The organism is Bacillus paranthracis (genome assembly GCF_024296885.1).
Classification (GTDB): Bacteria; Bacillota; Bacilli; order Bacillales; family Bacillaceae_G; genus Bacillus_A; species Bacillus_A paranthracis.
The window spans coordinates 1,434,038-1,455,220 of the sequence record NZ_CP101135.1; the positions used below are offsets into that span (position 1 = coordinate 1,434,038).

General features: G+C 36.4%; 24 protein-coding genes, 2 riboswitches and 1 other annotated feature. Of the genes, 22 read left to right on the forward strand and 2 right to left on the reverse strand.

The features are described 5' to 3' along the window. Positions 1–8 precede the first annotated feature (8 nt). The 10 genes from hisD to NLJ82_RS07350 all read left to right on the forward strand — a co-directional run bounded on the left by hisD (position 9) and on the right by NLJ82_RS07350 (position 6,972). A complete protein-coding gene (gene hisD, locus NLJ82_RS07305) occupies positions 9–1,298 on the forward strand; it encodes a histidinol dehydrogenase (protein WP_000407015.1) in 1,290 nt (429 codons plus the stop codon). Continuing rightward, positions 1,298–1,882, forward strand: coding sequence for an imidazoleglycerol-phosphate dehydratase HisB (hisB, locus tag NLJ82_RS07310; RefSeq protein ID WP_001209290.1), 585 nt, complete (start codon positions 1,298–1,300; stop codon positions 1,880–1,882). Before hisD ends, hisB begins: the two co-directional genes overlap by 1 nt. After that, entirely contained in the window at positions 1,883–2,512 is a 630-nt protein-coding gene (gene hisH / locus NLJ82_RS07315) for an imidazole glycerol phosphate synthase subunit HisH (RefSeq protein WP_000560333.1), read from the forward strand. It begins immediately after the preceding gene. Then, the gene (hisA, locus tag NLJ82_RS07320; RefSeq protein WP_000402311.1) at positions 2,485–3,204 is read left to right on the forward strand and encodes a 1-(5-phosphoribosyl)-5-[(5-phosphoribosylamino)methylideneamino]imidazole-4-carboxamide isomerase; all 720 of its coding nucleotides are present in this window, start codon (positions 2,485–2,487) and stop codon (positions 3,202–3,204) included. The genes hisH and hisA overlap by 28 nt, the downstream gene beginning before the upstream one ends. Then, on the forward strand, positions 3,198–3,956 hold the full coding sequence (gene hisF / locus NLJ82_RS07325; protein WP_000880082.1) for an imidazoleglycerol phosphate synthase cyclase subunit: 759 nt from the start codon (positions 3,198–3,200) through the stop codon (positions 3,954–3,956). The genes hisA and hisF overlap by 7 nt, the downstream gene beginning before the upstream one ends. Beyond that, complete coding sequence (gene hisI / locus NLJ82_RS07330; RefSeq protein ID WP_000803975.1) at positions 3,953–4,258, forward strand: phosphoribosyl-AMP cyclohydrolase; 306 nt, start codon at positions 3,953–3,955, stop codon at positions 4,256–4,258. The genes hisF and hisI overlap by 4 nt, the downstream gene beginning before the upstream one ends. Positions 4,259–4,268: 10 nt before the next feature. Beyond that, a complete protein-coding gene (gene hisE / locus NLJ82_RS07335) occupies positions 4,269–4,592 on the forward strand; it encodes a phosphoribosyl-ATP diphosphatase (protein WP_000786131.1) in 324 nt (107 codons plus the stop codon). Positions 4,593–4,603: 11 nt separating this feature from the next. Beyond that, positions 4,604–5,620 (forward strand): histidinol phosphate phosphatase domain-containing protein, encoded by a 1,017-nt coding sequence (locus NLJ82_RS07340; RefSeq protein WP_000861826.1) that lies wholly within the window; start codon positions 4,604–4,606, stop codon positions 5,618–5,620. Positions 5,621–5,687: 67 nt separating this feature from the next. Then, on the forward strand, positions 5,688–5,855 hold the full coding sequence (locus NLJ82_RS07345; protein ID WP_000043572.1) for a YozQ family protein: 168 nt from the start codon (positions 5,688–5,690) through the stop codon (positions 5,853–5,855). 145 nt (positions 5,856–6,000) lie between these two features. Then, complete coding sequence (locus NLJ82_RS07350; protein WP_001062824.1) at positions 6,001–6,972, forward strand: NAD(P)-dependent oxidoreductase; 972 nt, start codon at positions 6,001–6,003, stop codon at positions 6,970–6,972. Between the two features lie 32 nt (positions 6,973–7,004). On the opposite strand, the gene pssA is transcribed toward NLJ82_RS07350, so the two are convergent. Next, positions 7,005–7,706, reverse strand: a complete 702-nt coding sequence (pssA, locus tag NLJ82_RS07355) for a CDP-diacylglycerol--serine O-phosphatidyltransferase (protein WP_000285422.1) — start codon at positions 7,704–7,706, stop codon at positions 7,005–7,007. Positions 7,707–8,000: 294 nt separating this feature from the next. Beyond that, positions 8,001–9,887, reverse strand: a complete 1,887-nt coding sequence (locus NLJ82_RS07360) for an LTA synthase family protein (RefSeq protein ID WP_000941732.1) — start codon at positions 9,885–9,887, stop codon at positions 8,001–8,003. Between the two features lie 200 nt (positions 9,888–10,087). Here NLJ82_RS07360 and NLJ82_RS07365 point away from each other — a divergent pair, with 200 nt between their 5' ends. The 12 genes from NLJ82_RS07365 (at position 10,088) to NLJ82_RS07420 (ending at position 21,153) form a co-directional block, all read left to right on the forward strand. After that, entirely contained in the window at positions 10,088–10,537 is a 450-nt protein-coding gene (locus tag NLJ82_RS07365) for a DUF3888 domain-containing protein (RefSeq protein ID WP_002091837.1), read from the forward strand. Between the two features lie 89 nt (positions 10,538–10,626). Next, positions 10,627–10,808: riboswitch (Lysine riboswitch) on the forward strand. A 180-nt stretch (positions 10,809–10,988) separates the two neighbouring features. Beyond that, positions 10,989–12,305, forward strand: coding sequence for a diaminopimelate decarboxylase (gene lysA / locus NLJ82_RS07370; RefSeq protein ID WP_000280635.1), 1,317 nt, complete (start codon positions 10,989–10,991; stop codon positions 12,303–12,305). Between the two features lie 117 nt (positions 12,306–12,422). Continuing rightward, positions 12,423–12,531: riboswitch (SAM riboswitch) on the forward strand. 72 nt (positions 12,532–12,603) lie between these two features. Continuing rightward, positions 12,604–12,747, forward strand: a complete 144-nt coding sequence (locus NLJ82_RS07375) for a YezD family protein (protein ID WP_000116162.1) — start codon at positions 12,604–12,606, stop codon at positions 12,745–12,747. Between the two features lie 86 nt (positions 12,748–12,833). Then, positions 12,834–13,538 (forward strand): phosphoadenylyl-sulfate reductase, encoded by a 705-nt coding sequence (locus NLJ82_RS07380; protein ID WP_000958984.1) that lies wholly within the window; start codon positions 12,834–12,836, stop codon positions 13,536–13,538. 38 nt (positions 13,539–13,576) lie between these two features. Next, complete coding sequence (sat, locus tag NLJ82_RS07385; protein ID WP_000108788.1) at positions 13,577–14,713, forward strand: sulfate adenylyltransferase; 1,137 nt, start codon at positions 13,577–13,579, stop codon at positions 14,711–14,713. A gap of 12 nt (positions 14,714–14,725) precedes the next feature. Beyond that, positions 14,726–15,319 carry an adenylyl-sulfate kinase gene (cysC, locus tag NLJ82_RS07390; protein WP_000380526.1) on the forward strand — a complete coding sequence of 198 codons (594 nt, stop codon included), beginning with the start codon at positions 14,726–14,728 and terminating at the stop codon, positions 15,317–15,319. Positions 15,320–15,330: 11 nt separating this feature from the next. Next, complete coding sequence (locus NLJ82_RS07395) at positions 15,331–16,953, forward strand: nitrite/sulfite reductase (protein ID WP_000119636.1); 1,623 nt, start codon at positions 15,331–15,333, stop codon at positions 16,951–16,953. A 10-nt stretch (positions 16,954–16,963) separates the two neighbouring features. Then, positions 16,964–17,164 carry a DUF3906 family protein gene (locus tag NLJ82_RS07400; protein WP_000366912.1) on the forward strand — a complete coding sequence of 67 codons (201 nt, stop codon included), beginning with the start codon at positions 16,964–16,966 and terminating at the stop codon, positions 17,162–17,164. A gap of 86 nt (positions 17,165–17,250) precedes the next feature. Further along, a complete protein-coding gene (gene cobA, locus NLJ82_RS07405) occupies positions 17,251–18,027 on the forward strand; it encodes a uroporphyrinogen-III C-methyltransferase (RefSeq protein ID WP_000521284.1) in 777 nt (258 codons plus the stop codon). 1 nt (position 18,028) lies between these two features. After that, positions 18,029–18,784: a sirohydrochlorin chelatase gene (locus tag NLJ82_RS07410; protein WP_000644365.1), complete on the forward strand. Its 756-nt coding sequence runs from the start codon at positions 18,029–18,031 to the stop codon at positions 18,782–18,784. After that, positions 18,759–19,376, forward strand: coding sequence for an NAD(P)-binding protein (locus NLJ82_RS07415; RefSeq protein ID WP_000283343.1), 618 nt, complete (start codon positions 18,759–18,761; stop codon positions 19,374–19,376). Before NLJ82_RS07410 ends, NLJ82_RS07415 begins: the two co-directional genes overlap by 26 nt. Positions 19,377–19,437: 61 nt before the next feature. Next, positions 19,438–19,686, forward strand: a binding site (T-box leader). 111 nt (positions 19,687–19,797) lie between these two features. Further along, positions 19,798–21,153: a sodium-dependent transporter gene (locus NLJ82_RS07420; protein ID WP_000665448.1), complete on the forward strand. Its 1,356-nt coding sequence runs from the start codon at positions 19,798–19,800 to the stop codon at positions 21,151–21,153. Positions 21,154–21,183 lie beyond the last annotated feature (30 nt).

The window sequence follows — 21,183 nt, forward strand, 5'->3', positions numbered from 1 at the left end:
GACTTGTAATGGAGATCGTTTTTGAAGATTTTCAAAAGGCGTTATCGAAAATAAAATTGCTACGAGAAAACGCTAATATAATGGAAGAAACTGTTCAAAGAAATGTAAGTGAAATCGTTCAAAATGTAAGGGAGAGTAGAGATGAGGCCTTATCTTTTTATACAAAAAAGTTTGATGGTGTAAAGATGAAAGAGTTTCGTGTAAGTGAAGAAGAAATAAAACGAGCGAGTATGTTTGTAGAGAATTCATTTTTAGAAGCGTTACAAGAGGCGAAGAAAAACATTATTTCGTACCATGAAAAGCAAAAAAGACAATCGATGTTCGATTGCGCGAGTAAAGGCATCATTAGAGGACAAATCATTCGGCCATTAGAGAATGTAGGCGTATATGTGCCAGGCGGAACTGCTTCGTATCCTTCGTCAGTATTAATGAATGTATTGCCAGCAAAACTCGCTGGTGTGAAAAAGATTGTAATGGTAACACCGCCAAGAGAAGGAGGAATTGATCCACATATTTTAGTTGCTGCAAGTCTTGCAGGAGTAGATGAAATTTATACGATAGGTGGTGCGCAAGCAATTGCTGCTTTAGCATACGGGACGGAATCGATTCCGAAAGTGGATAAAATAGTTGGACCAGGAAATTTGTACGTCGCTCTAGCGAAACGAGAAGTATATGGAATAGTAAATATTGATATGATTGCTGGACCGTCAGAAATTGTAGTTATTGCAGATGAAACCGGCAATGCAAAATATATTGCTGCTGATTTATTATCACAAGCAGAACATGACGAGAGAGCGACAGCAATTTGTATTACAACAAATATAGAGTTAGCAAAAGAAGTAGAAAAAGAGATAGAAAGGCAGTTAGAAACATTACCAAGAAGCGAAATTGCACGTGAATCAATAAAGAGAAATGGGGCCATTTTTATCGTTCCTTCTTTAGATGAGGCGCTAAATTTATCGAATGAAGTTGCCCCGGAACATTTAGAGTTACATATAAAAGAACCGATGAATGCTCTAGCTTATGTGAAACATGCAGGATCTATCTTTCTTGGACCATATGCACCAGAACCGCTCGGGGATTATTTAGCAGGACCGAATCACGTGTTACCGACAAGTGGAACGGCAAGGTTTTTCTCACCGTTATCAGTCGATGATTTTGTGAAAAAATCAAGCTTTCTGTCTTATACAGAGGAAGCATTAAGAGATGTAAAACATCATATTGTAGAGCTTGCCAGTAAAGAAGGGTTACATGCGCATGCGAGAGCAATTCAAATAAGATTTGAGGAGGAAGAATAATGCGTGAGTCTAGTCAAATACGTGAGACGACAGAGACAAAAATAAAATTAAGTTTACAGCTTGATGATGGGAAGAACGTTTCTGTACGAACGGGAGTTGGTTTTTTTGATCATATGCTAACTTTATTTGCAAGGCATGGAAGATTCGGTTTGCAAGTGGAGGCAGAAGGGGATGTATTCGTTGATGCACATCATACAGTTGAGGATGTTGGGATTGTACTCGGAAATTGTTTGAAAGAAGCCTTGCACAGTAAAGAGGGGATTAACAGGTACGGCTCAGCATATGTACCGATGGATGAGTCTTTAGGCTTTGTTGCAATTGATATAAGTGGACGCTCATATATTGTATTTCAAGGAGAATTAACGAATCCGAAGCTTGGGGATTTTGATACAGAACTAACGGAAGAATTTTTTAGAGCAGTTGCTCATGCTGCCAATATTACATTACATGCTCGTATTTTATACGGAAGCAATACACATCACAAAATTGAAGCGTTATTTAAAGCGTTTGGTAGAGCGCTTAGAGAAGCAGTCGAAAGAAATGCCAATATTACTGGTGTAAATTCAACGAAAGGGATGTTGTAATTGATTGCCATTATAGATTATGGAATGGGAAACATTCGTAGTGTAGAACAAGCATTAAAGCATATTGGAGCAGCGTACATTGTAACGAGTGATAAAGAAGAGATTTTTAGAAGTGATGGAGTGATTTTACCAGGAGTAGGTGCATTTCCAAAAGCGATGGATGTATTGGAAGAAAAAGATTTAGTACGTGTGTTACAAGAAATTGGGCGTTCCAGAAAACCACTTCTAGGTATTTGCCTAGGAATGCAGCTTTTATTTGAAAAAAGTGAGGAACTACAAGACTGTAACGGGTTAAGTTTATTGCCAGGCGTTATTCGAAAGTTAAAGGTTCCTTATAAAATTCCTCATATGGGATGGAATGAGTTAAAGAAAGAAGGAGAAATAGCGCTTTGGAATGGAGTAGAGGACGGTTCTTTCGTATATTATGTCCACTCTTATTACGCAGATTGTCCAAATGAAATTGTATATGGAATAAGTGAATATGGAGTGAAAGTACCTGGTTTTGTAGCAAAAGGAAATATATACGGTGCGCAGTTTCATCCTGAAAAAAGTGGTGACATTGGCATGCAAATGTTGAAAAATTTTAAAGGAGTGGTAGAAACATGGAAATCTTCCCAGCTATCGATTTAAAAGAAGGGAGATGCGTTAGACTGTATCAAGGAGAATTTAGTAAAGAAACAGTAATGAATGAAGACCCAGTTGCGCAAGCGATTATATTTGAAACATTTGGAGCGAAACGGTTGCACATTGTTGATTTAGATGGTGCAGTTGCTGGTGAGTCGTTAAACTTGTCCGTCATTGAAAGAATTTGCAAGGCAGTACGTATTCCAGTGCAAGTTGGCGGAGGAATTCGATCACTTGTATCCGTAGAGAAATTATTTTCAGTAGGGGTAGATAAAGTGATTTTAGGAACAGCCGCTCTTTATGATAAGCCATTTTTAGAAGAGACAGTTCGTCTATATAAAGAAAAAATCATCGTCGGAATTGATGCGAAAAATGGTTTTGTAGCAACGAGAGGCTGGCTTGATGTGTCTGAAATTTCTTACATTGATTTAGCAAAACAAATGGAGAAGATAGGTGTTCAAACGATTGTGTTTACAGACATTTCGAAAGACGGAACACTTGCAGGACCGAATGTAGAGCAATTGGAGTTACTACAAAAGAACGTTGCTACTCGAGTTATTGCTTCTGGAGGAATTGCATCTATACAAGATGTGAAAAAGTTAAATGATATGAACATATACGGCGTCATAATTGGTAAGGCTCTTTACGAGAAAACGATTGATTTAGAAGAAGTGCTAGAGGTAACAAAGTTATGTTAGCGAAACGCATTATTCCATGTCTAGATGTGAAAGAAGGGCGAGTCGTAAAGGGTGTAAATTTTATAGGACTACAAGATGTCGGGGATCCTGTTGAAATAGCAGCTTTATATAATGATGCGGGAGCAGATGAAATAGTATTTTTAGATATTACGGCAACGCATGAAGGACGAAAAACAATTATAGATGTTGTAGAAAAAACGGCTTCAAAAGTATTTATTCCTCTTACAGTTGGCGGAGGAATTTCAAGTGTGAAAGATATGTACAATTTACTAAGAGCGGGAGCAGATAAAGTTTCAATTAACTCAGCAGCAGTGCGAAATCCAAAATTAATCGAAGAAGGGGCAGAGCATTTTGGCTCACAATGTATTGTCGTCGCAATTGATGCTAGAAAAGTAGCGGAGGATAAGTGGAATGTATATGTGAACGGCGGAAGAGTTGATACGGGAATTGATGCAATCGGGTGGGCAAAGCGCGTTACAGAGCTAGGCGCAGGCGAAATTTTATTAACGAGTATGGATGCAGACGGAACGAAAAACGGATATGACCTTCGTTTAACAGAAGAAATTTCAAAAAGTGTTTCCGTACCAGTCATCGCGTCAGGTGGATGTGGTCATGCTGATCACATTATAGAAGTGTTTCAAAAGACAACAGTTGATGCAGCGTTAGCGGCATCAATCTTTCATTACGGTGAGGCGACAATAGGGGACGTAAAGAGAAAGTTAAGAAATGCAAACGTCGAGGTGCGGCTATGAAACCTAACTTTTCAAAAGGACTATTACCAGCAGTTGTAATTGAAGAAGGTACAAAAGAAGTTTTAATGCTAGCTTATATGAATGAAGAAGCATATGAAAAAACGCTAGAAACGAAAAGAACGTGGTTTTATTCTCGTTCAAGAAGGTCGTTATGGAATAAAGGAGAAACATCAGGTAATGTCCAACATGTGCAATCTCTTTATTTAGATTGTGATCAAGATGCAATTGTTGTTGTCGTAAAGCAAGTAGGGCCTGCTTGCCATACGGGAGAAAAAACGTGTTTTCATTACAAAATTATATAGGGGGATACATATGAAAAACGCCTTTACATTACTATTCGAAACAATTAAAGAACGAAAGAGAAATCCACTTTCTGAATCCTATACAAATTACTTGTTTTTAAAAGGAGAAGATAAAATTTTAAAGAAAATTGGTGAGGAATGTTCCGAAGTAATTATCGCATCTAAAAATAATGATAAAGAAGAGCTAGTGAAAGAAATGGTTGATGTATTGTATCACTGCTTCGTGTTATTAGTCGAAAAAAATATATCACTAGAAGATATTATGGAGGAAGTGACAGAAAGAAATGGGAAGCTATCAAGAGTAGGGGACAGAAGAGAAATAGATACATTATAGGGGGAATATGTATGAAAGTGGATTATCACATTCATTTAGAAGAAGGGCCATATTCAATAGGATGGCTAGCTAAAATAAATGAATCATTACAACACTATGAACCGCTAAAAGAAGAAAAACATTCTATGGAATGGCTTGTGAAAACACAAGAACGCCTGCAAAGACGTGTGAATGAAGGGCCATTTACAACGAAATGGATTGATTTATATTTAGAAGAAGCTTTGCGAAAAGGGATAAAAGAAGTTGGTATTGTCGATCATTTATACCGTTTTTATGAAGCGAAAGAATACTATGAAACATATGTTGATATTAGTGATTCGGGGCTTGGACGTTTACAAAAGGAATGGTTAGACCAAGTAAGGGTAGCTTCACTACATGATTTTACAAAAGCAATTGAAGAGGCGAAAGAACGGTGGAGTAAAAGAGGTGTTGTGCTTAAACTTGGAATTGAAGCAGATTATTTTATTGGTGGTGAACAACAATTACAATCTTTACTCGCATTAGGAGCTTTTGATTATGTAATTGGTTCTGTTCATTTTTTAAATGGCTGGGGATTTGATAATCCAGATACGAAAGAATATTTTAAGGAACATGACTTATATGCTTTATATGATACGTTTTTCAAAACGGTTGAGTGCGCAGTTCGTTCTGAGTTATTTGATATTATTGCTCATCTTGACAACATAAAAGTATTTAATTATCGATTAAATGAGAATGAACAACTTTCTTATTATAAGAAAATTGCGCGTGCATTAGTAGAAACAAATACAGCAACGGAAATAAATGCGGGATTGTACTATCGCTATCCTGTGCGCGAAATGTGTCCGAGTCCGCTATATTTACAAGTATTAGCTAAACACGAAGTTCCGATCACACTCTCTTCAGATGCTCATTATCCGAATGATTTAGGAAAATATGTGGAAGAGAATATAAAGACGTTACGTAATCATGATATTGCTCACTTAGCTACATTTACGAAACGAGTTAGAACGATGACATTACTAGAAGAAGTAACAATTTCAAAATGATCACGATTTTTTCATGAAAACCCATCTTTTTGTTCAAAATAAGAAAGAATAAAAAGGAGGGTAAGAAATGTCGAAACAGCAAAATAAACAAAATGTACAAGGTGCACAGCAACAAGCGTATACTTCTGAAACGAATGCTACATCTCAATCCGTTATTGAGGAACAAATTAGTGATACAGTTGCAGAAGGAACGATCGATGTGAAGCTTGGAAAACAATCGCAAGAAAAAGCATAAGAAGAGGGGGAGACTTGCATCTCCTCTTTTTTTGTGGAAAAGTGTCGATTTTCAAAACTATAATCAAATTCCTTGGTTTTTATATGTGGATTTCTTACAATGAAAGATAAGAGAGATCTTATTTTCTATAGAAGAGGTGTTAGTAGTGGCAAAAATATTAGTAGCAGGGAAAATTCCAGCAATCGGATTAGAACTATTAAAGGATCATGATGTAGAAATGTACGATAAAGAGGAGTTAATTTCTTTAGATGAATTAACAGAGCGTGTAAAAGACAAAGATGCATTGTTAAGCCTACTTTCTACAAAGGTGACAAAAGAAGTGATTGATGCGGCACCTAATTTGAAGATTGTTGCAAACTACGGTGCTGGTTACGATAATATTGATTACTCATATGCCGAAAAAAAAGGGATTGCGGTAACGAATACACCGAAAGTATCAACGGAAGCTACTGCAGAACTAACATTTGCACTTCTTTTGGCAGCTGCACGTAGAATTCCTGAAGGTGATACGTTATGTCGTACAACTGGATTTAACGGATGGGCACCGTTATTTTTCTTAGGCCGCGAAGTACATGGTAAGACAATTGGAATTATCGGCCTTGGAGAAATCGGAAAGGCAGTTGCAAAGCGTGCGAAAGCGTTTGGAATGAATGTTTTATATACAGGACCAAATCGAAAGCCTGAAGCTGAAAGTGAACTGGAAGCAACATATGTAACATTGGAAGAGTTATTACAAACAGCAGACTTTATTACAATTAACTGTGCGTATAATCGGAAATTGCATCATATGATTGATGAAGAACAGTTTAAAATGATGAAGAAAACAGCTTATATTATAAATGCTTCACGTGGACCAATTATGCATGAAGCGGCACTTGCTCATGCATTAAAAACGAATGAAATTGAAGGGGCAGCGCTTGACGTGTTTGAATTTGAGCCGAAAATTACTGAAGAGCTAAAAGGATTAAAGAATGTGGTACTTGCTCCTCACGTAGGAAATGCAACATTCGAAACGCGTGATGCGATGGCCGAAACGGCGGTAAGAAATATTTTAGCTGTATTAAATGGCGAAGAAGCTGTAACGCCTGTCAATCAAAAAGTATTCGTTACAAAATAAAAAGAAACCTTCCGATTCCGGAAGGTTTCTTTTTATTTTTCTTTATTTGCTCTTTTTGATGGTCTTTGTCTAAGGAATTGAGATAGCATGTACAAAATATATAGTGGAATAGCAATGAATAAGAAAACAGAAAAATTACCGAACCCTGTTTGGTACATTGTGATAATGATGCCCACTAAAAATAGTGTAATAATGATGCTATATCGTGGAATTGGTACATCTTTTAAACTTGGGATACGAATGCGGCTCACCATTAAAAATGCGAACGTTACAAATACTGTAATAAGAACGATTTTTGGAATGGTATGTGAAAATAATGTTAAGAAAGCAACAAGCCCTCCCGCTGCTGTAATCGGTACCCCAGTGAAATATTTCATTGAAGTAGAAGATGGTGTTACATTAAATCGTGCTAAACGATATGCTCCGAAAAGAGGGAATAGCCCCGCTATGTATAGTCCGATGATTCCATAATTAGAGAAAGATGTGTAATACATGAGAACAGCAGGTGCTGCACCAAATGTTACGACATCCGCAAGCGAGTCAAGCTCTTTTCCCATTTGTGAATCAACACGTAATAAACGAGCAACACGCCCATCAAGACTATCTAACATCATCCCGATAAGTACTAAAATAGCAGCTGATTTATAATATCCTAAAGATGCATAGCCGATTGACAAGAATCCACTATATAAATTTCCGAGCGTAAATAAGTTTGGAATAGCTGCTCTATACAAAATCTGATCCCTTGCTTTCTGTAATAAATTCTTAATTAGTGTATGAAAGTTTACTTATTTTATCATACCATAAATTTCTTCTTCACACGAAAGAAATTCCCAATTTGTGAAAGATTTCATATCAGAATGATTTGAAAAATAAGTGAAAAAAGAAGGGGCTGTCTCATAAGTCTCTTTCGAAGTAAGATCACATGAAATTGAAAAGGCAGAAACGTTATAAAATTAACATTTCTGCCCTTCACTTTTTATTCGATTTTGGCTAAAAAGCACTTTTTGGGACAGCCTCTTCTTGTATTATTCAAAGTTCGTTATCATAGTTCCAGTTTTATACCGATTGTTAGGATCGAAACGTAACAAATCTCCATAAATGAGTTTGTCGGAAAGTTTCAATTCTGTTTTTGCTTTTTCAATATTCGGTTGACATAATGAGATGTCTGCTTCTTCACCTGTGTTTCGTTTATAGCACATATTTTTTGTATACACATAATCTTCCGAAACGAAGCTACCATCACGCATTACCATAAGTGGATCTTCTTCTTTAATAAATAAGTCAGTTCCAAATTCAACTGATTTATTTGTTTTAATACCAAGTAAATGAAATAGCGTTGGTTTAATATCAATTTGACCAGACACTTTAGAAATGACTTTTCCTTCTTGACCAGGTACATGAATAATGAGAGGGACGCGTTGTAATTGCATAGAATCAAATGGTGTAATAGCGTCTTTCCCAAGGAACTGAGCCATAGCTGCGTTATGGTTTTCAGAAATACCGTAATGATCTCCGTAAATGACAATAACAGAGTTGTCATACAGTCCTTCTGCTTTTAATTGTTTAATAAATTGTTTAAGAGCTTCATCCGTATAACGAACGGTTGGGAAGTAACGGTTTACAACGCCACTTTCCGAATTAAACTCATCAACATATTGATCTTCTGGATTTAGAAGAAATGGAAAATGATTTGTTAAAGTAATGAATTTTGTATAGAACGGCTGTGGTAAGGATTTTAACTTTGGAATAGATTGTTCAAAGAACTCCTTATCCTTTAATCCCCAACCGACTGACATTTGTTCTGTGCCTACGTAATCATTTAAATTAAAGTAACGATCATATCCAAGTGCAGGATACATTACATCACGATTCCAAAACGCTTTATCATTTGAATGGAAGACAGCAGAAGAATATCCGTATTTCTTTAATTGTTCTGGTGTAGCTGTATATTCATTTGTTGCGTGAGTAAAGAATACAGAACCGCGGTCTAACGGATAAAGTGAATTTTCAACGATAAATTCAGCATCAGAAGTTTTACCTTGTCCTGTTTGATGATAAAAGTTATCGAAATAAAAACTATCTTTAATAAATTCGTTTAAAAATGGAGTAATTTCTTTTCCATTTATTTTTTTATTAATAACAAAACTTTGTGTAGATTCCATTGAAATCAAAATGACATTTTTACCTTTTGCAGATCCAAATAAGTTCTTATCAACTTGCTTATCTTTTGAGTCTGTATAGTTTTTAATTTCAGAGAACCCGTCCCCACTTGCAAATACACGTTCAGCTGAAGATTTTGATTGCAGTGTAATATCAAATAGATGATATGTGTATAAACCTAAATTTTTCACGACAGTTTGACGATCGAATGAGCGTGAGAACATTTGTGGTTTATAAATAACAGAAACAACAATTTGTAGTGCTAATAGAGCTGTTACACCGCTAAAGAAAGTTCTCTTCTCAGAGCGAGAAAGCGGCGTTTTGTCGCAAAATGATGGGAATTTACGCGAAAGAAACATTAAGATGATCGCATCTGCGAATAACAGTAATGTTTTATACGTAAAGAGTTCTTTTATACTCGTCCCTAAGTCAGCCATATTATTTGTTTGAAATAATACTGGGAACGTAACGAAATCGTTATAAAACCCATAAAACATTGCATTTCCAAATAAAATGAATGACAGTATAAAACTAATTCCAACTATAATGCGATTTCGGTGTTTAGATGCAAATAATGCAAAACCGAAAAATAAAAGTAACGCAGCTAGTGGATTCATAAAAAGCATAAATTCTTCAAAGAAATTATCAATTTTAATATCAAACGCTAGCTTGTACACAATATATGTTTTTATCCATAATAAAACGACTGCAACGAGTGCGAATCGCAGTTTTGGAAACAGACGTTGTAGCATAATATACTCCTCTCCTAAAAAGCATGACGGTTCTTGTGGGCCTATTTGATTAGCGCCTCATTTTATATATACGAACAGTCCTTTATTATTATGTTTATTATACTATGAGTATCATTATACGAAAATAAAAGAGAGTTGTGGACTTTTTTATAACAATTGAGTAGAAAAAGGGCAGTAGGAGACAATAAAATGGAGTTTCTATGTATGATTATTATCGTGCGCGGAAAGAATCGTGTAACAATACGGAGGTTATAATGCGAAAATTATTATATTTTATAGTATGCAGTAGTGTTATACTTTTTGCTTCACCAAGTGTGTCGGTAGCAGAGTATGATGCACCTCTTATGGAAGATGCCCTTTATTCTGTGTTATTTCCGAAAATAAATAAAGCAATCGAAAAACAATATGGGAGCTTGAAGCCTTATCAATGCCCGAAAATTATTAGTTTAAAAAAAGTGTATAGCGGTACATATTTATTTCAAGCGAGTATTGAAGTGACTAAGTATGAACGTGTTGCAGGGAAAATTGCGCCACCATTTGAGAAGGTAACGATTACATTTAATAACGAAGAAGGTGAATGGGAAGTGACAAAGGTTTCAGTAAAGCGCTTACCAAACGATACGAAACTAAACTGTCAAAAAGCAATATAAAAAATTGTTTGACAAATAAAATGGTCCTTTGGTATTGTTAATAGCAACAATTAGATGTTTGAAAATTAAATAGACTTACCTCATCTACTCTCAAAGGTAGAGGCCGCGATAGGAAAGAGTAAGCTATGGGAGATTTAATGGAATCTGTGATCATAGGTTGAAAGGGACTATTGCCGAAATATAAGAATAACCATCTTATTCATATATTGGGACTGCATTGAATAAATGTAGTACTGTCATAAGATTTATTTTATGGAGAGCTATTTGGAGATGTTGATGCGGTTTCTTATTTTGAGGAGATAACAACTCGTTTATTTTTTCAATATATATTTTTCCTAATAAGAAACGCGTGTGAACATTGTTCCGCGCGTTTTTTGTCTATCTAAAAGCGTGCTGCAATGAATAGAAGATTGGGGTTATGAGTTTTAGAGGAAATAAGGGAGGAATTCAAATGTATTTACACGGCACAAGCCGAATCAATGGGCAAGGACACTTAGAAATTGGAGGGTGCGACACGACGCAGCTAGCAAAACAATATGGAACACCACTTTATGTATACGATGAAGAGTCAATTCGAGGAAAGTGCCGCGCGTTTCATCGTGCTTTTAAAGAAAGTGGGTTCTCTTATCAAGTAGCATATGCAAGCAAGGCGTTCTTGTGCATGGAGATGTGCCGAGTAGCTCGTGAAGAGAATATGTCATTAGATGTTGTTTCTGGAGGAGAATTATATACTGCACTACAAGCAGGATTTCCTGCATCGCGCATTCATTTTCATGGCAATAACAAAACAGATGAAGAAATTGTGATGGCTCTTCAGGCGAATATTGGTTGTTTTGTCGTAGATAACTTCTTAGAATTAGAAATTTTGCATGATTTAGCAGTGCAACATGGGAAATTTGTGAACATATTAATTCGTGTAACGCCCGGAGTAGAGGCGCACACACATGAATATATTACAACAGGTCAAGATGATTCAAAATTTGGATTTGGCGTGTCAAATGGTCAAGCGATGCAGGCAATTGAGCTTGCTTTACAAAAATCAAATTATAACGTGTTAGGAATTCATTCACATATCGGATCACAAATATTTGAAACGGCTGGCTTTGTGCGAGCGATTGAAGTTCTTCATCAATTTTTAGAAGAATTGAGAGAGCGAACAAACTATGTAGTAAAAGTGCTAAATGTGGGCGGAGGATTCGGAATACGCTATACAGAATCAGATACACCATTAACTCTTGAGACATATGTGCGAGCTGTAACAAGTGCGGTGAGAGAACAATTTACAGTATGTGAATATCCACTACCGGAAATATGGGTTGAACCAGGTCGTAGCATTGTAGGTGATGCTGGAACGACACTTTATACAGTCGGATCTGTGAAGGACATTCCGGGTATTCGGAAATATGTATCAGTGGATGGTGGGATGACTGATAATTTAAGACCTGCTTTATATAACGCTCGTTATGAAGCGATGTTAGCGAATCGAGGGAATGATGAGAACGAGGAAGTTGTTTCGATTGCAGGGAAATGCTGTGAGAGTGGAGATATGTTAATTTGGGATATTACTTTACCGAAAGTTGCCTCTGCCGATTTACTAGCGATTTCTTGTACAGGGGCATACGGGTACTCGATGGCGAATAATTATAATCGGATTCGTAGACCAGCTGTCGTCTTCGTGAAAGGCGGTACATCACAAATTGTTGTAGAGCGCGAAACATATGAAAATATTATTGGGAACGATCGCATACGTATTAAAGAACTTGTTTAAATGAGGAAAAAGGAGTTGTTCGGATGGGCAATTCCTTTTTTGTAAAATAAAATAATTAAAATATATCGGAAAACTAGGATTGAAAAAAATCAGAATTATGATAAAATACAAATACAAAGCTTATCAAGAGAAGCGGAGGGAACTGGCCCGGCGAAGCTCGGCAACCTGCTTATAGAAAGCAAGGTGCTAAATCCAGCAAAATGGAATCCATTTTGAAAGATAAGGTAAAATATATTACCGAACAGTCTTTTCGAAATGGGAAAGATTTTTTTTATGAATAAAAAGGGGGGCTGTTCGCGTGAGTGTACGGGAACATTTTGAGGAAGTATCTGAGAAAATTGAAGCGATGCTTGCTGATATGAAATATGGTTCAATTACAATTGTTGTGCAAGATGGAAAAGTCATTCAATTAGAGAGAAGTGAAAAAGTACGTTTAAAGTAAAAAGCGCTGACTAGAAAAACTAGAGGCGGTTTTAACCTATTTTATTAGGTTAAAACCGTCTTTTTGCTTTTACAGGGGGAAAAAACATGTTGACGTATGAAACGTGGGAAGAAAATGATGTTTCATTTTCAGAAGAAGATGAAACGAAAGGCGCGTTATCTGCATTAAGTTGGGCTTATAAAGAATATAAAAGTGAAATTGTATACGCATGTAGCTTCGGAGTGGAAGGGATGGTACTGCTGCATCTTATTAACCAAGTAAATCCATCTGCTAAAGTTGTTTTTTTAGATACTAACGTACATTTTCAAGAAACGTATGAATTAATTCAAAAAGTGCGGGAACGATTTCCTTCATTAAATATTATAGAAAAACAGCCAAAACTTACACTTGATGAACAAGCCAACTTGCATGGTAACAAGCTATGGGAAAGCAATCCTAACCTTTGTTGTAATATTAGGAAAATTTTACCATTAGAAGAATCATTAGCGAATGAAAAAGCGTGGATATCGGGGTTGAGGAGGGAACAATCAGAAACGCGTAAGCATACAAAGTTTATAAATCAAGATCATCGCTTTCAATCTATTAAAGTTTGTCCGCTCATTCATTGGACGTGGAAAGAGGTATGGCGATATGTATACAAGCATAGCTTGCCGTATAACCCATTACATGATATTGGATATCCAAGTATTGGGTGTGAGAAGTGTACGTTGCCTGTAGGAGAGGGTGGCGATTCAAGAGATGGTAGATGGGCTGGGAAAGTGAAAACTGAATGTGGTCTTCATTATCAATAAGATGAATCTTGAAATAAAACTAAGAGGGGATATAGAACATGAGTACAGTAAACGAATTAGTAAACCGTGTAGACGAGACATATGACGTATTACAAATTGAAAAAGAAATTGGGCTAGATAACATTGCGTTAAGTGATTTAGAACTATTAGCGACAGGGGGATATAGCCCGCTTACTGGTTTTTTAGGAAAGAAAGATTATGATTCGGTTGTAGAAACGCTTCGTTTAGCTAATGGGAGCGTTTGGAGTATACCCATTACATTACCAGTAACAGAAGAAGTAGCAGAGACGCTAAAAGTTGGAGAGGAAGTAAAACTTGTTAACGGTGGAAATGTATATGGTGTCATTCAAATAGAAGATATTTTTGTGCCTGATAAGGAAAAAGAAGCGTTACTAGTGTATAAAACGACGGATGAGGCTCATCCTGGAGTGAAAAAATTATACGAAAGACCGAACGTTTACGTCGGAGGAGCTATTGTACTGACGAAACGCTTTGAAAATAATCCGTTTCCTTCTTATCATTTAGACCCAATTGAAACGAGAGAAGAATTTAAAAAACGTGGTTGGAAAACAGTAGTAGGATTTCAAACGAGGAACCCGGTGCATCGTGCCCATGAATATATTCAAAAATCTGCTCTTGAAATTGTAGATGGACTCTTTTTAAATCCGCTCGTTGGGGAAACGAAGTCGGATGATATTCCAGCTGATGTAAGGATGGAAAGCTATGAAGTATTACTTCAAAACTATTATCCGAAAGATCGTGTCTTTTTAAGTGTATTTCCTGCGGCAATGCGTTACGCAGGACCGAGGGAAGCAATATTCCATGCATTAGTTAGAAAGAATTTTGGATGTACCCACTTTATCGTAGGGCGCGATCATGCTGGGGTAGGAGATTATTACGGAACTTATGAAGCACAAGAAATTTTTACAAACTTTACAGTGGAAGAGTTAGGGATTACACCGTTATTTTTTGAACATAGTTTTTACTGTACGAAATGTGAAGCGATGGCTTCGACGAAAACATGCCCGCACGGAAAAGAAGATCATGTTATTTTATCGGGTACGAAAGTAAGAGAACTATTAAGAAACGGTGAGATTCCGCCAAGTACATTTAGTCGTAAAGAGGTAGTAGAGGTACTAATTAAAGGTTTGAAAAAAGAAGTAGTAACAGAATAGGGAGAGAATGAAATGGATACGAATATTACTTGGCATACAACTTCTGTTTCAAAAGATGAGAGAAGAGTGAAGAATGGGCATCATAGTTTTGTAATTTGGTTTACTGGTTTATCAGCTTCGGGTAAATCTACAGTAGCGAACGCGGTTGCTCGTAAACTATTTGAAAAGAATATTGGAAACTATGTACTTGATGGAGATAATATACGCCACGGTTTAAATAAAGACTTAGGTTTTTCTGAAAGTGATCGTATGGAAAATATAAGACGGATTGGCGAAGTGGCGAAGCTATTTGTAGATCAAGGGACTGTTGTTCTTACAGCGTTTATTTCACCGTTTCGAGTAGACCGAAAACAAGTTAGAGATCTATTAGCTGCAGATGAATTTATAGAAGTGTTTGTAAAATGTCCAATTGAAGAGTGTGAGAAACGTGATCCGAAAGGGCTTTATAAAAAAGCAAGAAAAGGTGATATTAAAGACTTTACAGGTATCGATTCACCGTATGAGGAACCAGAGAAAGCGGAATTAATTGTACAAACGCACAAGTATTCTATTGAAGAATGTGCAGAACAAATCGTGAAGTACTTACAAGAGCGTAGTTTTATATAGGGGGATAAAAAATGAGTTATGAAAAAGTATGGGCTAACAATGAAAAATTAAATCAAACTGAGAAAAATAAATTAAAAAAAGATGGATTGGAAATCTTTAATGATATTCCTTACTATGCAGAGAATGGCTTCGAATCTATTCCGAAAGAAGAGTGGGACGCATTCAAATGGGCAGGGTTGTATTTGCAAAGACCGAAAGAAGCTGGTTATTTTATGATGCGTGTAAATATTCCTTCTGGCATTATTACGAATGCACAGGCAGAAGTGCTTGCTTCTATCGCTGAGGATTATGGACGTGACGTAATAGATATTACGACAAGACAGGCGATTCAGTTTCATTGGTTAGAAATTCATCAAATTCCAGATATTTTTAAAAGATTAGCAAGAGTTGGGTTATCTTCAGCTGGGGCGTGTGGTGATATAACGCGTAATATTACAGGGAATCCACTTGCTGGCATTGATGCAAATGAACTATTTGATACCACTGGTATTGTAAAAGAGGTATATGATTATTTCCAACATAATGAAGAGTTTTCTAACTTACCACGTAAATTCAAAATGTCTATTAGTTCTAACATTTATAATTCAGCAAACGCAGAGATTAACTGTGTTGCATTTACACCTGCAACGAAAGAGATAGATGGTGAGAAAAAAGTTGGTTTTCATATAAAAGTAGGCGGTGGGTTATCAGCCCGTCCGTATTTAGCTGATGAATTAGATGTATTCGTTTTACCAGAAGAAGTCAAAGTGGTAGCGATTGCGATTGCTACGATATTCCGTGATTTTGGATATCGTGAAAAACGTCATTTAGCTCGTTTGAAATTTCTTGTTGCAGACTGGGGAGCAGAAAAGTTTAAAGAGAAACTAATAGAGTATACAGGACCATTACAAAGTAAAGGGGAAAGTGCTCTCAAAGGCTGGAATGCGGGATACTTTTATGGTGTCCAAGATCAAAAACAAGATGGACTAAAATATGTAGGTTTTAATGTGCCGGTAGGGCGTCTACATGCAGAAGAAATGTTTGAGATTGCAAGAATTGCAAAACAATATGGAAATGGACAAATTCGTACATGTAATTCGCAAAACTTCATTATTCCGAATGTTCCGCCAGAAAATGTAACAGGCTTACTAAATGAGCCGTTGTTTGAAGCGATATCAGCAAATCCGAAATCGTTTATTGGTCACGCAGTATCCTGTACTGGTATTGAATATTGCAATCTTGCTTTAGTAGAAACGAAAGAAAGATTACGAAAAATTGCCGAATACTTAGATACGCAAATTGCGCTCGATGTTCCGGTTCGTATTCATATGGTAGGATGCCCGAATTCATGTGGTCAACGTCAAATTGCTGATATTGGATTGCAAGGTGTAAAAATGAAAACGAAGGAAAAAGGAATTGTTGAAGCTTTTGAAATATATGTAGGTGGAACGTTGTTAGATGGTGGTGCTTATAATCAAAAGTTAAAAGGAAAAATAGATGGCGAGGATCTATCTGATGTACTCGCATCATTTATAAGTTATTTCAAAGAAAATAAATTACCAGCTGAAACGTTTTATGATTTTGTAGGACGTGTTGGTGTAGAGACATTACAAATAGTGTTAAATAACGTGTTAGAAGAAGTAATAGCGTCTTAGGAGGGGCAATATGGATTTATATCGATTTGAAGCGGTATTAGTAAATAGCATTGTTCCAATTGTTGTTGTTGCTGAAAGTGAAGAACAGGCATTTAAGATGGCGGAGATTGAGCTTGAAAAACATTTTTTACCGTTACCAGAGGTAAAGGAGATTGCTTTATTTGAAAAAAAGAAGATTCGAAAAAGTGCGGCTTTTGTTATTCATGAGTAAGGAACATTGAAATATGAAGAAATGAAAACTTCCATTCATATATAAGGATGGAAGTTTCACTTTAATAGTAGAAATGAGGAGAGATGATGGGAAAAGTATATATCGTTGGAGCGGGCCCTGGTGATCCAGACTTAATTACTGTAAAAGGGTTGAAATGTATTGAGAAGGCAGATGTTATTTTATACGACCGTCTCGTAAATAAAGAGTTGCTTTCCTATGCAAAGCCTGGAGCCGATTTAATTTATTGCGGAAAACTACCAAATTATCACACGATGAAGCAAGAGACAATTAACACGTTTCTTATTAAATATGCGAAAAAAGGAAAAGTTGTAACGAGGCTTAAGGGAGGCGATCCATTTGTGTTTGGTAGAGGGGGAGAAGAAGCTGAAGCGTTAGCAAAGCAAGGTGTACCATTTGAAATTGTTCCTGGTATTTCAGCTGGAATAGCTGCTCCTGCTTATGCAGGCATTCCAGTGACACATCGTGATGCAAGTGCAAGTTTTGCTATTGTGACAGGGCATAGAAAAGAAGATGCTGAAGAGGAAGTGAAGTGGGAAAATTTAGCGAAAGGTGTAGAGACTTTAGCTGTATATATGGGGGTTAGCAATTTACCCTACATATGTGAACAACTGATAAAGCATGGAAAAGATAAAAGTACGCCTGCTGCTATTATTGAGCGGGGAACGACATCTATGCAGCGCACAGTTGTTGGGACGTTAGGAACAATTGTAGATGTTGCGAAAAAAGAACAAATTCAAAATCCAAGCATGATTGTAATTGGAGAAGTCGTCCGTTTTAGAGAAAAAATTCATTGGTTTGAGAAACAGACAGAAAGTACGTATCAAGTAAGTGGAGTGTTATAAAATGAAAGCCATCTTATATATATGTCATGGAAGTCGCTTGAAAGCAGCGAAAGAAGAAGCGGTTGCATTTATTACGTCATGTATGAACCGTGTAGAGGCAAGTATTCAAGAAATTTGTTTTTTAGAGTTAGCGAGTCCAACTATTGATGAAGGGTTCCGTACATGTGTGAAGCGTGGTGCTACAGAGATTATTGTTATTCCCGTTTTTTTATTAGCGGCAGGTCATGTGAAAAAAGATATCCCGTTTGAATTGGAAAAGTTAACTAATCAATTTTTGAATGTTAAAGTGACCTATGGTAATCCGTTTGGTGTATCAGAAACACTTGTTAAATCGGTGTATAGCGGAAGTGGCATTGAACAGGAAGATAAGAATGAAGTGACGTTACTTCTCGTTGCAAGAGGGAGCAGTGATCCTGAAGTACTAAAAGATATAAACTGGATCGCTTCTTTATTTCAAATGGAAGAGAAAATTAAAAAAGTAGAAGTTTGTTATTTAGCAGCTGCCGAGCCGAAATTTGAGGAGAAGTTAAAGGAAGTTGTAGAACGAAAAGAAAAGAATATCGTTGTACTGCCTTACTTGTTATTTACAGGTTTGCTTATGAAGCATATTGAAAAAGAAGTACGCCAATATGAGCTAGATGAGATAAAAATAAGTCCATATTTAGGGAAGAATGAAGCGTTTCAGTATATGTTAATTCAGAAAACGAAGAAATTATTGAAGGGAGATCAATATGTATCCACTTACAGTGCGAGTTGAGAAGAAACGTGTTGTTGTCATTGGTGGAGGGAAAGTCGCGGGATTCAAAATTATTCCTTTACTCAAACAAGGTGCAGATATAGTCGTGGTAAGTCCTGAATTGGATGCAAATTTAGTGAAACTTGTAGAAGAAAAGAAAATTCGTTGGTATCAAAGGGAGTATGAAAAAAGTGATATTAAAGACGCCTTTTTAGTTGTTGCAGCGAGTAGTGATGCTGTATTGAATGAACAAATTGCTGAAGATGTCGCAGAGAATCAATTAGTAAATGTTATTACGAATCCGGAAAGTGGTAATGTTCATTTTCCGGCAGCGATTCATCGTGGATTACTGAATGTGGCTGTTTCTACTGGCGGAGCGAGCCCAAAACTTGCAAAAAAAATTCGAGATGATATCGCAAATAAATATGATGAGACGTATGAATCGTATCTTGATTTTTTATACGAAGTTAGAATAAAGGTGAAAGAATTACAAATAGAGAAAAGAGAGAAAAATATATTGTTGCAAGAGGTATTGAAGTCGATATATGTTCAAAATGAACAAAAAAGAGAATTGTTTTTACAAGAATTAGAGAGAAGAGTTCATATAGGATAATGAGTAAATTGTACTTTACAACTATAAAAATATAATTTATAATCACAAGTAACTTCAATAGATGAAATCGATGAGCAAGAAGAGTATGTATATTTGATACGTTCAGAGAGCTGGGGTAAGGTGTGAGCCCGGTACGATAAGATATACAGAATGGGCTTGCGAGAGGTATGTTGAACATTGTAGTAGGCAACCCGGGTTCCGCCGTTAAAAGGATAGAGTATCGGAGTTTTTCCTGTACTTGAACAAGTGGGATTTATCAATCCAATTGAGGTGGTACCACGGTATTAACATTACATATATCGTCCTCTACATGCATATTTGCGTGTAGGGGACTTTTTTATTTTCTAAAGGAGGTGTGCGAGTATGAAATGAAAGTGTATAATTAATAAAAGTTTAAATATTCAGAAAAGGGGAATTTATGATGAAAGAAACACAGCAATGGACGTCGAAAATAGGCTTTGTACTCGCAGCAGCCGGAGCCGCAGTAGGTCTTGGTGCAATATGGAAATTTCCATATGTTGCAGGTAATGGCGGGGGAGGCGCATTCTTCCTTGTATTTTTACTATTAACTTTATTTATAGGTATGCCACTCCTCTTAGCTGAATTTGTTATTGGACGTAGTACGCAAAAAGAGGCAGTTACAGCGTATAAAGTATTGGTGCCAAATAGCAAGTTATATCCTTGGATTGGTCGTATGGGAGTTGTTACTTGTTTTAGTGTACTATCTTTTTATAGTGTTGTAGGTGGATGGATTTTACTTTACTTATACTATAGTGTGACAGGAAGTTTCTGGAATGGAGTGACTGATTATGGGCAATTATTCGGTGAGACGATTTCAAATCCAGTAAGCGCGATTGGAGCGCAATTTGTCTTTATGCTTTGTACGATTTTTGTTGTAAGTAAAGGTGTAGAGAAAGGGATAGAAAAAGCAAGTAAGTATATGATGCCGCTATTATTTATTTTGTTTATTGCAATTATTGTTCGTGCGTTAACACTGGATGGTGCTTTTGCTGGGGTAGAGTTCTTCTTAAAACCAGATTTTTCAAAGCTGACAGCAGATACGATTTTATACGCGATGGGACAATCATTCTTCTCGCTAACAGTTGGGGCCTCGGTAATGGTCACGTATAGTTCTTATTTGAAGAAAGAAGAACATTTAGCAAAATCAGCAACATCTATTGTAAGTTTAACTGTTTTTATTACAGTACTTGCAGGATTAGCGATTTTTCCAGCGATTTTCGCATTAGGTGTTAAGCCGACTGAAGGACCGGGGTTACTATTTATCGTCCTTCCAGCGGTATTTGCGAAAATACCATTTGGACAATTTTTCTTCATTATGTTTTTGGTGTTATTCTTCTTTGCAACGCTAACATCTGCGATTTCCATGCTTGAAATTGTAGTAGCATCTGTTGCGAAAGATAATGAGAAAAAGCGTCCGTCAGCATCATTATTAATTGGTATTCTAATTTTTGCGGTTGGAATTCCGTCAGCATTATCGTTTGGTATTATGAGTGATGTGAAAATATTTGGGAAAACATTCTTTGACTTAGTCGACTTCTCAGTAAGTAACGTATTGCTGCCGTTAGGGGTACTAGCTATTTCGCTATTCGTACCAAATAAAATGAGTAAAGAAATGTTAATGAAAGAATTAGAAGTTACGGAAACGAAAGGGAAAACATTATTTAATATTTGGTTCTTCTTACTTCGTTATGTTATTCCAGTAACTGTAATTATTGTATTTTTAAATGTGATAGGTGTATTTAAAATGTTTGCATAATAAAAAGACGGAGAAATCTCCGTCTTTTTA